The sequence below is a fragment of the Paenibacillus massiliensis subsp. panacisoli DSM 21345 genome, from assembly GCF_000426545.1.
GTDB classification, from domain to species: domain Bacteria; phylum Bacillota; class Bacilli; order Paenibacillales; family Paenibacillaceae; genus Paenibacillus; species Paenibacillus panacisoli.
In genome coordinates this window covers 320,010-333,106 of the sequence record NZ_AUFO01000010.1, presented here as the reverse complement: position 1 = coordinate 333,106, position 13,097 = coordinate 320,010, and the positions used below count along the sequence as shown (strand labels likewise).

Below are 13,097 nucleotides of genomic sequence, written 5' to 3'. Positions count from 1 at the left end.
TATTATTTTTATGTGTACGCTTACATTATAACTGTCACTTCTCTTTTTGGCGTTGGAAAATTGAGTGGCCTGCTATTGGACAATATTAATCTATATGGGCCGATGCGAGAGGATGATAGAATCTCATGAAATGGCGCCGCTATTGCACTAAATGATTGACAGAGATAGAGGGCTTTGATACATTTTATTATTGATAATGATTCGCAATATCATTTACCCCATTTGAGGCATCGTACTCTGCATAGGTACATTCTGTGTAGGAATGCTAGTAATTTGACCAGATCAACTGTGAGGAGATAGTCGCTTCAAGTAGGGAGACCTGTCGACCGCTGTTAAGCTGGTTGTTCTGCGAAAAGGTACTAACTTATCGGTATTCTTATTTTAGGAGGCTTATATGAATCACAATCGCTATCTGTTACCGCTATTCATGTTGATTTTTGTCTGTACGATCATGCTGTCCGCTTGCAGCGGTGGTGGTGCGAGCACCACACCTACTGCGGCTACACCTGAAGCTTCACCCACGACAGCATCCACTACTGAAGGAGCCACGCGTACCTTCGATACGGACAAAGGACCTGTCGAGATTCCACAGCACCCGCAGCGTATTGTCACAGACTACTATGCAGGCGAGCTGCTGTCCGTTGGAGGTAACGTCATTGGCGCAGAGCCACTCGCCTTCGACAGTCCTTTTATAAAAGACAAGCTCTCAGCGGCTCAGGATGTCGGTGCGCCTATTAACGTGGAAAAGGTACTTGAGCTCCAGCCAGACCTGATCGTCGTAATGTACGATGAGAGCTATGAAGCTTTGTCGAAAATTGCACCAACGGTACATATTCCATACGGAACTACGAAGAATATTCAGGAAACCGTTGCGCTCTTCGGTGATCTCATGGGACAGCCTGACAAAGCTAAGGAATTCCTAGCCGAATTTGATAAGAAGGCTGCTGAGGGGCGCGAGCGGATCAAAGGAATCGTGGATGAAAATACAACAGTTGGACTCTATGAACTGACTGACAAGGGAGATCTGTGGATATTCAACGATAATGCAGGTCGAGGCGGGCAGACAGTCTACAATGCGCTTGGACTCAAAATGCCAGATAAGATGGCCGGACAGGATCAGACCGTACAGCTCTCCATGGAGATGCTGCCTGATTATGCTGCAGACTATATGTTCTTGACGTTCTATAATCCTGAGAATAACAGTGACGCGTTGGATAAGTTGAAAGATTCTCCTGTATGGAAAAACCTTGATGCGGCGAAGAATAATCGTCTATTCATCAATGATTTTGACACCTTTTATCGCTATGACCCGATTGCCGTCATGGCACAGATCGACTTGTTCGTGGACATGCTGATTGAAGGCAGCAAGTAAGGCAGCTCCAAATAATCTGGTAATTTAACCGTATCAAATGCAAGTATAGAGCCACTTCAACGTGGGACTGTCAACGCCATTAAGCTTGTTGTTCTTTGACCTGTCATGCACAGTAGAAGAGCAGCAAGCTTTACGGCTATACTCTGGTGATTTAATATTCTGGTACATATATTCTGGTACTTTGGTACTTCCTTTAACTTTCTATAGCTTCTCCTTTTCGCTTGCTACAGACCACCCCAGTATCACTCCCCATTCCCTCCGATTCACATCTTACTTGCAGCTGGAAAAAACTAATTCGTATTGAGCGAAAATCATCTATTTCTGAGATTAATCGCCCTGTCAGAGCAATTATAATTTCAAAAAAAATATTTTTTAAAAAAGAGGCAACAACCCCCTGACCAAATTAAGCTCTTGCAATCTTGTCCCATTACACCACTAAAACTCACAAACCCTTGAACAGCTTACAATGTAGCGTTTTCCCAAAATATCACATTGAGTCTTAAATGATAGCTTTAGCAGCCACAAAAACAACTTGAAAAATGTAAAAAACAACCTCTTGTAAGCGCTTAATATATACGTTATATTCCCTGCCAAACTTGAACCATCTGGAAGGCTATGTTACGGTTTTTATAGCAAACAGCGATGATTTCAACCCATTCACTTCCAGAAAAGCTCGACTAGGAGCTTATGAGAGGTGAAGCGTGTGAGATTTGCTAACTAACTGCTTGAAGAGGAGATGGTTGAACTTGATCAGAGGAATGATCTTTGATTTTGACGGAACGATTATCGATACGGAGACAGCTTGGTACACCGCTTTTCGTGAGGCTTACCAGGAGCACGGAGTTGATCTCACCCTGGAGCAGTACTCTACCTGCATCGGCACAAGCCTGAACAGCTTCAACCCTTATGAGTATCTGATGACTGATCTGAATTTGCCCATTGATAAGGACGAATTCCGCACACTCGTGCAGGCAAGACACGCTGAGCTGATGGAGCTGGAGCAGATCAGACCTGGCATCCAGCATTATCTGGATTCTGCGAAGGATGCTGGATTGCGTCTTGGACTGGCAACGAGCTCATCTACAGCATGGGTCGAGAAGCATTTGGACCATCTTGGCATTAAGCACTATTTCGAATGCATACGTACCGCCGATCATGTCGCAAACGTGAAGCCTGACCCCGAGCTGTACGAACAGGCTCTGGCTTGCCTTGAGCTGTCCCCTGGAGAGACTGTAGCTATCGAGGATTCGCCAAACGGATCGCGAGCCGCGGCTGCAGCTGGTATGCATTGTGTAGTCATCCCTAACGAAATTACAAACTTCCTTGAATTCGACGCTCCGCATTACAAGACAGACAGCTTAAGCTCCCTCGATTTCGAGCATGTCATTTCCCGTGTATTTGCGAATAGCTCCAACATACTCGCTTAATAAGCTTCACGCGACTTTCGCGCGACAGACACTATTTCCATACAGCCTGCGGTGGAGCAGGACTCGGAAACAGTGGAGATGCTATTCGAGCATATCCTGTCCCTCTCCCCTGTCAGGCTAGCATTAGCAAGCTGAAGGAGGAACTCTATCTATGAAAGCAGTTCATTTTGGAGCGGGAAATATCGGCAGGGGACTCATAGCCCCCACGTTGACCCAATCCGGTTTTGATGTATGTTTTGTTGCACGCAATCAAAAGCAGGTCTCTCAGCTACAGCAACGTGGTAAATACCGGGTCACACTCGCGAATGACGACCGTGATAGCTTCATGGTCCATAATGTGACGGCTATCAGCATTAGTCACACGCAAGAAGTGGCACAAGCCATAGCCGAGGCCGATATCATCACGATCGCAGTTGGTATGTCTGCCCTCAAGGATATTGCAGAGTCGATAGCTAAAGGGCTGGAGTTCAGATTGAAGCATCGCCGTGACGCCGTACCTGTACAGATTATTGCCTGCGAGAATGGTCTCAAGGCAAGCGATCAGTTGAAGCAATATATTCTTCGTCATCTAAGACCAGCTTCAGCTGAGCAGCTAAGGTCCCTCATGGCGTACCCAAATACGTTAATTGACCGAATCGTTCCTGTTCAGAAGCATGCAGATCCGCTACAAATTATGGTAGAGCCCTTCAGTGAATGGGTCATTCATGATATTGATGCCATTCAAGGCTTACCGCGAATTGAAGGCGTACGATATGTGAAGACACTCGACCCCTACCTGGAACGGAAGCTCTTCACCGTCAATACAGGCCATTGCTGTGCAGCTTATTTCGCTTATCTGGAAGGCTGTACTACCATTCAGGAAGCGATGGGCAATCCATCCATCCGTGAGCGGGTACGTGCTGTACTTCAGGAGACTGGAGCACTGCTGGTGAGCAAGCATCATTTTGATCCGGAGATTCACGAGCGTTACATCCTTAAAATTCTACGTCGCTTCTCTAACGCCAACTTCACGGATAAAATCGAGCGAATTGGTAGATCACCACTGCGGAAGCTCTCTCCCCATGAGCGCCTGCTCAGGCCCGCACTCGATGCCCATGCCTTGGGACTTCCTACCGGCGCGATCGTCTCTGCTATAGCCTCAGCCCTCATGTTCGACACTGCGGAGGACCCAGAGGCTGTACGAATCCAGGAGCATATCCGTGCACAAGGCATCAAGTCCACAGTAACTGAGCTGCTAGGTCTTTCCAGTAGCCATCCGCTGCATCCAGATATCTGCAAGGAGTACCAGCGGCTATGCATGAAATATCCACATATGGCTCGTACCGGCTTTGAAGCAATGATCAGTGCATGGCTTCCCCCTGCCGTATCGGGCAAGTAACCTGGCCGTATACCACGCCTGGTTGCCATGAATGAATCAACGACTAACATCTAAGAGCTTAAGCTGTGCTTAAGACTATATTGAACTGATAAGACAATCAGCCCTTTCGTGTTCCCCGCAAGGAATTCGAAAGGGCTGATATGTTATTTCAATATGAGCGAATGAGTTCGTACGGATATCATTTATCAATCTAGTTATTCAACTTGCAGCTCATCTGGTAGGTGTCATCTGCAAATTCGGCGAATGTACCTAACCTTATGTTGTCTTTCAAGTTGTTCGTTTACTTGGAGCTATTGTAGCTTGCCAGCAGTTCCTTGACCTTGGCTGGATCTGCCTTCAGCTCATTGCCTGTCTCTACAAGTGGGCTCAGTGTGGATACAGCCTTCAGCTTGTTGCCTTCGTAGAATTGCTGAATCTCATCCTGATTGATGGAGTACAGCACAGCTTTTCTCAGATCCTCACTGTCCGACACAGCTCTACCTTTCGTATTGAATAGCAGATAAGCTACAGCGTTGCTCGGAATGGTGTTCAGCACCAGCTTGCTGTCCCCTTTGACCACATTGTACTTCGTCTCAGGAACATTATAGTAGTAGTAAATTTCACCGCTACGAAGGGCTGACAGAGCACTATCTGCATCGGCAATGAAGCGCAGCGAGATGTCAGAGATTTTAGGCTCATTCTCGGTTCCCTTCATGTAGCCAGGGTTCTTCTGGAACACAGCTTCGTAATCGTTCTTGAAGGTCAGGATGTACGGTCCGCTTGCATACAGTGTGTTGTTGTATTTGTCGCCCTCGGTCACGGTGTTCTGATCTCCATAAGGGATATCCTTATTGACATCGAAGGAAGCCACGTCATATGTGTTGATGCTCTCTACCTGCTTCTTGGATACAATACCAGCAGACTGGTGACCCAGATAATTCAGCACCTGTGGGAATGGCTCTGTCGTAGTCAGCTTCACGACCTGGTATTTACCCTCAGCATTGTTGGCTTGCTTTTTATCCGATACGAGCTGTGTAATACGACTATCCAAGCCCTTCTCCAGAGCTTCACGCACGCTACCACCATCATTGCTCTTCACAGCATCCAGCGCTGCTACATCGGTTACTACCTCTACATCCTTAATGTGCTCATGCAGAGAGAACGTACGGTGATCCGGTACAGAATCCTTGTTCTTCGCTCTGTTCAGAGAGAATACTACATCATCTGCACCGACACGCTCGCCGGTATCTACGGCTTTCTTATCTGTCACTTTGGCAAAGTTAATATCATCGCGCAAAATGAAGTAATACTCGGAGTTCCCATCAGCAATCGTAAAATTGCGGGACAGCGAACCATCGGAAGTAATCTTGTCGTCATCTGTCAGGTTGATCAGACGAACGTACATGTTCGTATTAATCGTATTGATGGAACCATCATTCCCTTTGATCGGGTCCAGAGAAGTCAATGTAGACGCGGTCTGGGTAATAACCAGCGGGTCTTTGGCATTCTTACTGCTATCGGCAAAGGTGATATGCTCCCAGGCCAGTGCACGAGATTTGGACAAATGCACCGATTCCGGCTGCAGGATATCCTTATTGATCGCTTGGCTCTTCAACGAAATGTACAATGGAGCTATGTAAGCCTTGTCGAACACCAGACGCTGCTCCAGCTTCTTATAGGTCTCTGTATACTGGTCTGGTGTCTGCGTGGAAGCTTCGTCAACGAGGGCATCAATGTCCGAATCAGCCAAAATGCTGTAATCGCCGCCTGTCTTGAACAGGGAACGGACCGCATAATCCGGGTTACCCGTTACAGTCGTCCAGCTGGACAGCGCAATATCATAGTTACCAGCGTCCTTCTGGGCTGTGAAGCCGCCGTAGTCTGGCTGCAGATTCAGCTTCACATTGAAGCCGTTCTTGGTCAACTGATCACGGATAATATTTACATCAGATTCACTGGCCGTCTGTGCCAGCAATTCAATCTCTACACCATTTGTATTAGCAGCAGTCTCTTCCGCCTGGGACTCGGTGTTACCTGCAACTTCTGATTTGGTAGCTACGCTGCAACCGCTAAGTACTATAGCGAATACGAGAAATAGCGATAATACATGTCTCAACTTCATGGTTGAACTCCCCCTATGTGTGTGTTCCTGTTTTTTATATTACCATTATCCCTATCATTTTGCTAGGTATAATTTCATTGACAAGCGGCCGCACTTTATGCAACCCCTTGGAGGCCGAATAATGCACGCTACCGCTAACTGAACTCCCTCTTGTACTACCATTTTCCGAAAAGGCGTTTACTGACTTCATCATGGCTTGATCCAATCACCTTCACTACGATAACTAAGCGATCAGAACAACTCACCGATTGCTGTGATGCACGCTTTGCTCGAATTTCACATTGGACTGTCTACGAGGACTGCTCCATGCGTGGGTCAAGCGCATCACGCAGGCCATCACCGAGGAAGTTGAATGACAGTACAAGCGCAATAATCGCCAGCCCTGGATAGATGGCCAGGTACGAATGACTCTCCAGATACGTACTGCCCAGCTTAAGAATGTTCCCCCATTCGGGAATATGCGGTTCTACGCCAAGACCCAGGTAGCTCAGACTGCTCGTGGCAATGACAGCACTACCGATGGTCAGCGTTGATTTGACGATCATCGGAGCCATGGAATTCGGTACGATATGCTTGAAAATAATCTTCAAATGTCCTGAGCCAAAAGCCCGGGCAGCATCGACGAACTCAAATGTAGATACCTGGAGCACATTAGCTCTCATAGTCCGAGCATAGGTGGGGATGGCTCCCACACTCAAGGCTACAATCAGATTCACCGTATTCGCACCGAAGGCTGCAATAATAGCAATCGCCAGCAGAATGCCCGGCACCGCATACAGAATATCCAATGCACGCATGATGATATGGTCTGTGTAGCGTCCGAAATAGCCAGAAACGGCACCAAGTATACCACCAATCAATAGCGGTATGAGTGTCGAGATCACACCGACGATCAGTGAGATGCGCGCACCGAAGATAATACGAGAGAACAGACAGCGCCCGAAATTATCGGTACCTAGTGGATAAGCCAGGGACGGCTGCTGCAGAATCGCACTGTAATTATTTTCGATCGCCATGCCGTAATCAAAGGTGAAGAAGCTGCCTATCGAGATGTTGAACAGAAAAATAACGAAAAATGCACCAAGCATGGAGGTGGTATTTCCCGTTAGATGCTCACTGATCCGCTCCCAGCTCCCTACTGTATGAGTGGCCTGTCTACGAATTCTGGAGATTAACGACAGCCCCAGTACGAGAGCAAAGAGATTGCCTGTTACGGCTGTTGCCATCAAGGGAATCGCCAGCCACATCATCCAGCCCGGGATATGATCCCTCTTCACTGCGAGGGCAATCAGCAGCACGGCTGCGAGATAGAACACCGCCACTATGATCAGAACCAGCATGCCTGTAATAAAGGTATCTGCCACGTATGGCTTGAACACATTCAATCCGGATACGGCAATGACAGCCAGCTGTGTAAGTAGCATGTAGATGCCTATCGTGTACTCCGGCACTCGTTCCTTCTTAATCAATTGACAGGCGGAGAGAAAGATAAAGATATTGCCTGTAAGCAAGCTCAGCAATTGCACGTACCCCAGCAGGCGTAGTCTTGAAGAGATACGTCCCTCACGAAGCAGGCTTCTGCGGAGTAGAAGCGTAAGACCTGCCTGTAGGAGCGTGAACACACCATATACGATGCCAGCAATGAGAACAAAAGGACGCAGCTGTCCATCTGCAAAATCATAACTGCCTAACAACCAGATCACGGTCACGACGAGCGAGCATATCCCAGCTAGACTGGCTTGCTGATACTCTGACGAGGATTGAAGTGCGATGGCTGCTCTGTGCTTGGAAATGTGGAGCATATCAGCCAATGAAGTCACCTGCTTTATCAATATTGTTTCATCCGGGAACGAATTCGCGGATCGAAAAAGGCATAAGAAATGTCAATGATTGCATTAATAATGGAGATCGTAATGGCTATATATACGACACCGCCCATAATACCCGGAATATCGGGTATGAACTGCTTATCCACAATATAGCTGCCCAAGCCGCTAATGTTGAATACCTTCTCCGTCACTGCCGCCCCGCCCATCATGGCTCCGAATTGCAGGCCGATCACCGTGATGATTGGGATAATCGCATTGCGAACTCCATGACGCCAGATGACCTGTCGTTCTGTGAGTCCTTTGGCTTTGGCCGTCAGCATGTAGTCCTCGTGAATGACCTCCAGCGTCGACGATCGGGTCATCCTTGCTACAGCTGCTGTTAGCCCTGTACCCAGCACCGCTACCGGCATAATCATGGATAGCCAGTTCTGTGGATTATAGGTCGGCGGAAGCCACTGGAGCTTAATGGAGAAGTTCAGAATGAAGATCAACCCCTGCCAGAAGTTAGGAATCGACAGGCCAATCAATGCTATCAGCATAAAGGAATAATCCAGCAGCGTATTCGGTCTCGTCGCTGACAAAATCCCGATTGGCAAGGCGATCACGACGGCAAGCACTAACGATAGCACTGATAATACGAGCGTCACCGGGAATTTGCGAGCAATCGCTGAAGCAATCTCTTCATTACCGGCGAAGGATTTACCCAGGTCAAACATGGCAATACCACGCAGATAGTTCCATAGCTGTACCCAATAAGGCTGATCAAGTCCATACACCGCATTAAAATTGGCGATCTGCTCTGGCGTCGCCGTCACACCCAGAATATTCGCCGCCGGGTTGAACGGGGACAGGTACAGGATCGTAAATACGAGCACAGATACACCGAAGATAACGAATAATGTCATGAATAGCCGCTCTAGCATGTATTTCAGATAAGGATTGCTATACATAAAAAGAAGGCCATACATCAGCAGGCCTGGCAGGAAAGACAAAATGCAGAACAATGGGCGTGTCAGCAGCGACTGAAACGTAGCCGCATAAGTCGGCTTCTCCTCGCCCTGCTCCTCCATCCTTCGGGCAGCCTGCTCCCGGACCAATGCCTCGATTCGTTCATCAGCCAGCTGTGCTGCCTCCTTGGCGAGCACTGCCTCATCTATAGTCCGCTGAAAGAACTGCTCCTTCAATTGCAGCTGCTCCTTGAATTCAGCAAGCAGCCGATCACGGATGCCTGCCTCCAGTAGCCCACGCCTCGTCTCCTGCTCAACTGCAAAGAAGGGATGATTCCTTTTACGTCCCAGATGCACGATGCCAGCATAGAGATGAACTGGAGCACCAAGCAGGAATACGGCTCCTTTATACAACGGGCTATGCAGCATTTTGCCAAAAGCTTCACTTATATTGCGACCTAGTAAACTGTGTTGAACTGCTCCCGATAATTCCATAGAACGACAAATCCTCTCCAAGATTGCTTGAAAGTCCATTCATAGCAGAACTCAAATTGACAATTCCGAGTATATTAGTATACTTAATTATTAGTCCATATTGTGGTGAAGTCAAGCATAAAATTTCCCAAGATCAACAATTTCATAACTCACTAAAGAATGGTTTTTGTAAATATATGTAGACAAATTAAATCGTTTTGATCTATATATATTCCAGATTGAAGCAGCTAAAGGTAATATGAAATTGATCCAAGTTCATATATTTTGACATGGTGCAGGTGAGAGAGATGACCCCGTTATTAGAAGTGAATAATTTAAGTATATCTTTCCAGACAAGAGGCGATGAATTCGAGGCTGTACGTAACGTCAGCTTCACGTTGAACAAAGGAGAAACGCTCGGCATCGTCGGCGAATCCGGTAGTGGAAAAAGTGTGACTGCACGCTCGATCATGCGTCTGCTTCCTTCTCCTCCCTCCTACCTGAAGAACGGAGAAATCCTTTTTAACAGTCAAAATCTGGCGGAGCTGACTCAGCCGGAAATGGAGCGAATCCGTGGCAAGGAGATCGGCATGATCTTCCAGGACCCGATGACTTCGCTGAACCCGACGATGAGAATTGGACAGCAAATTATGGAGAGCCTCCAGAAGCATCAAAAGCTATCCAATCAGGAGGCACGGGCACAGGCTCTGCAAATGCTGCAATCTGTAGGCATACGCGATAGTGAAGTACGGTTCAACCAATATCCACATGAATTCTCCGGCGGGATGCGGCAGCGGGTCATGATTGCGATCGCGCTGGCCTGTCGTCCTTCCCTGCTCATTGCTGATGAGCCGACGACCGCACTCGATGTGACAATTCAGGCGCAGATTCTGAATCTGATGAAGCATATGCAGCAGCAGTTCGGTACAGCCATCATTCTGATCACCCATGATCTGGGTGTCGTCGCAGGCGTGTGCGACCGCGTTGCTGTTATGAAGCAAGGGGAGATTGTCGAGACAGGCACGACAACCGAGATCTTCGCGAATCCGCGTCACCCTTATACACAGAAGCTGCTGAACGCGTTGCCCCGGCTGGACGAGCCCAAGAAGCCCAAGCCTGCATCCACAGTAATTTCCCGGGATGCGCGTCCATTGCTGGAGGTGAAGTCCCTCAAGCAGCATTTCAATCTGGGCAAAGGCAAGGTGCTCCGTGCGGTTGATGACATCAGCTTTCATATCCAGCGTGGGGAGACACTTGGAGTCGTAGGAGAATCCGGCAGTGGCAAGTCTACAACGGGACGCTCGATCCTGCGCTTGCATGAGCCGACAGGCGGAGATATCCTGTACCAGGGGATGGCGATTAATCGTTTCTCACGAAAGGATATGAAGGCCATGCGCCGGCATATGCAGATGATCTTCCAGGACCCCTATGCTTCGCTGAATCCGCGATTGAACGTGCTGGATATTATCGGAGAGTCAATGGATGTGCAGGGGCTGTCCGGCAGCAAGCAGGAACGGCGCAAGCGGGTAGAGGAGCTATTGGATATGGTCGGCCTTGAGCCCAGGCATGCCCTGCGTTATCCGCATGAATTCTCAGGCGGTCAACGCCAGCGGATCGGAATTGCAAGAGCGTTGGCAGTAGAGCCGCAGTTCATTGTCTGCGATGAGCCGCTATCCGCACTTGACGTCTCCATACAGTCCCAGATCGTCAAGCTGATGGAGGAGCTGCAGCAGCGTCTCGGTCTAACCTACCTGTTCATTGCTCATGATCTGTCCATGGTCAAGCACATCAGCGATCGGGTCGCTGTCATGTACATGGGCAAAATTGTAGAGTTGGCAGAAAGTGAAGAGCTGTACACGAATCCACAGCATGAGTATACGAAGTCATTACTGGCCGCTGTACCGATTCCTGATCCTGTCAGAGAAGCTGCCAAGAAGCGTCTGGCACCAGAAGAAGCACGCACGCCTGACAACTACCAACTGGATCGTTCAGAGCTGGTGGAGGTATCCAAGGGCCACTGGGTAGCCGTTCCGCAATCCTGAAAATTTATTATGTATGCGTTAGGAATTTCGATACTGATGATTTTCATAAGTGTTCATGGGATAACGTCCCCTATGAAAGAAAATGAAAAAGTGGATGTGGATTGAATGATATGTATAAATAATTATATGAATTTGAAATATTCAAATTTTCGTAACTTTCCAGTGATCGCAGGGCACTTTCTATAGGATATATTATAAAAAAATAACATTCTCATCGTATATGATCTCACCATAATCATGTACGGTCATTTTACATATCCTCTCTCAAGTGCATTGCATTTCAGGGAGGTTGTAAGATGCTGAAAGGGGCTGCCTGAATTGACTGGTCGTGCACTACCGATTCTTCGTGTTGTAGGTATTTTTGAAGCCATATCCTATCTGCTGCTTGTATTTGTTGCTATGCCGCTCAAATATGGATTGGATCTGCCGCAAATGGTCAGCTGGACAGGGATGATCCACGGTATTCTATTCGTGATGTATCTTGCAGCCATCTTGTTCGCACTGGTCGTACGCAAAATTACACTGTGGCAATCCTTTCTGGGCGTGCTCGCATCCCTGCTGCCCTTTGGTCCATTTGTATACGATCGCAAGCTTCACCGGGATCACAATCAGGCAAGCACCAAGCAGGCCGAAGCCCATTAATATTACGCTGAAGCAGTAAGTCCAGAGCAATGAACTCTAGAGCAATAGAAATGAATTTTAGAACAATAGCAATAACGTGTTAAGAAAAAGAGCACCTTGATGGAAGATGAAATGAGACTGCCCCGCATGTGAGACCGGGTAGTCCATTCATTTGCCCATCGAGGTGCTTTTTGATTAGGAATACGCATCCTCATTAACTCGATAACTCATTGTTACATGCATTTTATTTATGATTAAGTGCTTGGCCACTGCCCCAATTAGCCTGCGATCAGTCCCATATAGAGGAACTCGGAAGGCTTGGCAGGATTGGACGCAAGCCCTACAGTATCGCCTGCCCGAGGAATCTGGAGCTTGGATACCAAGGTCTCCATCGTCTTGTTATAGCAACTCCCACCTGTCTCCGTCACACTCAGCTCCAGAATGACCACCGGATCAAAGTTAATCAGCTTACCGGTATCTGTAACGCGCAGCACCTTCGCAGTAGCCATTAACGGCAGACCACCATGAGCCGCAAGCTGTGCATCCTTAGCTGAATTAAGGCTTTGATTAATCGTGTCCCGATGCTCCTTCGGCACGAAGCCCTTCATCATCAGCCCCGTTAATCCTGTATTCATGACGCGGTCGGCATGCTCCAGAGCATCTTCATTCTTTTTCTTTTTCCCGAACCATCCTAGCATGGCTGCACCTCTTTTCATTAGTTATAGCGTTTAGCTATGTTTCTGGCTTAATTCAAGTATAAACACCCGCGCAGCCTCACGACAATACATCGCGGGACATCCAATAAAACAGCAAAAATCCCTGCTTTACAGGGATCTTCGAGCTTGATATTTGGGGAAATAACGATATTAGCGCAATAAAAGTGCCACTCGCGGGATCTATACACAT

General features: G+C 47.8%; 9 protein-coding genes. 5 read left to right on the top strand and 4 right to left on the bottom strand.

The features are described 5' to 3' along the window. Window positions 1–394: 394 nt before the first annotated feature. The 3 genes from K331_RS0109650 (at window position 395) to K331_RS0109640 (ending at window position 4,177) form a co-directional block, all read left to right on the top strand. Window positions 395–1,372 (top strand): iron-hydroxamate ABC transporter substrate-binding protein, encoded by a 978-nt coding sequence (locus tag K331_RS0109650; RefSeq protein ID WP_028590146.1) that lies wholly within the window; start codon window positions 395–397, stop codon window positions 1,370–1,372. Window positions 1,373–2,118: 746 nt separating this feature from the next. Continuing rightward, on the top strand, window positions 2,119–2,799 hold the full coding sequence (locus K331_RS0109645) for an HAD family hydrolase (RefSeq protein ID WP_028590145.1): 681 nt from the start codon (window positions 2,119–2,121) through the stop codon (window positions 2,797–2,799). Between the two features lie 151 nt (window positions 2,800–2,950). Beyond that, window positions 2,951–4,177, top strand: a complete 1,227-nt coding sequence (locus K331_RS0109640; RefSeq protein WP_028590144.1) for a mannitol-1-phosphate 5-dehydrogenase — start codon at window positions 2,951–2,953, stop codon at window positions 4,175–4,177. Between the two features lie 280 nt (window positions 4,178–4,457). Here the strand turns inward: K331_RS0109640 and K331_RS0109635 are convergent, their stop codons facing one another. The 3 genes from K331_RS0109635 to K331_RS0109625 all read right to left on the bottom strand — a co-directional run bounded on the left by K331_RS0109635 (window position 4,458) and on the right by K331_RS0109625 (window position 9,549). Next, window positions 4,458–6,278, bottom strand: a complete 1,821-nt coding sequence (locus K331_RS0109635; RefSeq protein ID WP_028590143.1) for an ABC transporter substrate-binding protein — start codon at window positions 6,276–6,278, stop codon at window positions 4,458–4,460. 290 nt (window positions 6,279–6,568) lie between these two features. Beyond that, window positions 6,569–8,080 carry an ABC transporter permease gene (locus K331_RS0109630; RefSeq protein WP_036634577.1) on the bottom strand — a complete coding sequence of 504 codons (1,512 nt, stop codon included), beginning with the start codon at window positions 8,078–8,080 and terminating at the stop codon, window positions 6,569–6,571. 26 nt (window positions 8,081–8,106) lie between these two features. Continuing rightward, the gene (locus tag K331_RS0109625) at window positions 8,107–9,549 is read right to left on the bottom strand and encodes an ABC transporter permease (protein ID WP_028590141.1); all 1,443 of its coding nucleotides are present in this window, start codon (window positions 9,547–9,549) and stop codon (window positions 8,107–8,109) included. Window positions 9,550–9,836: 287 nt separating this feature from the next. Here K331_RS0109625 and K331_RS33035 point away from each other — a divergent pair, with 287 nt between their 5' ends. Both K331_RS33035 and K331_RS0109615 read left to right on the top strand, forming a co-directional pair. Beyond that, on the top strand, window positions 9,837–11,570 hold the full coding sequence (locus K331_RS33035; protein ID WP_028590140.1) for an ABC transporter ATP-binding protein: 1,734 nt from the start codon (window positions 9,837–9,839) through the stop codon (window positions 11,568–11,570). A 318-nt stretch (window positions 11,571–11,888) separates the two neighbouring features. Next, window positions 11,889–12,212 carry a DUF3817 domain-containing protein gene (locus K331_RS0109615; protein ID WP_028590139.1) on the top strand — a complete coding sequence of 108 codons (324 nt, stop codon included), beginning with the start codon at window positions 11,889–11,891 and terminating at the stop codon, window positions 12,210–12,212. A 257-nt stretch (window positions 12,213–12,469) separates the two neighbouring features. Here K331_RS0109615 and K331_RS0109610 read toward each other — a convergent pair whose 3' ends face one another. Then, window positions 12,470–12,889 (bottom strand): hypothetical protein, encoded by a 420-nt coding sequence (locus tag K331_RS0109610; protein ID WP_028590138.1) that lies wholly within the window; start codon window positions 12,887–12,889, stop codon window positions 12,470–12,472. Between the last annotated feature and the right edge of the window lie 208 nt (window positions 12,890–13,097).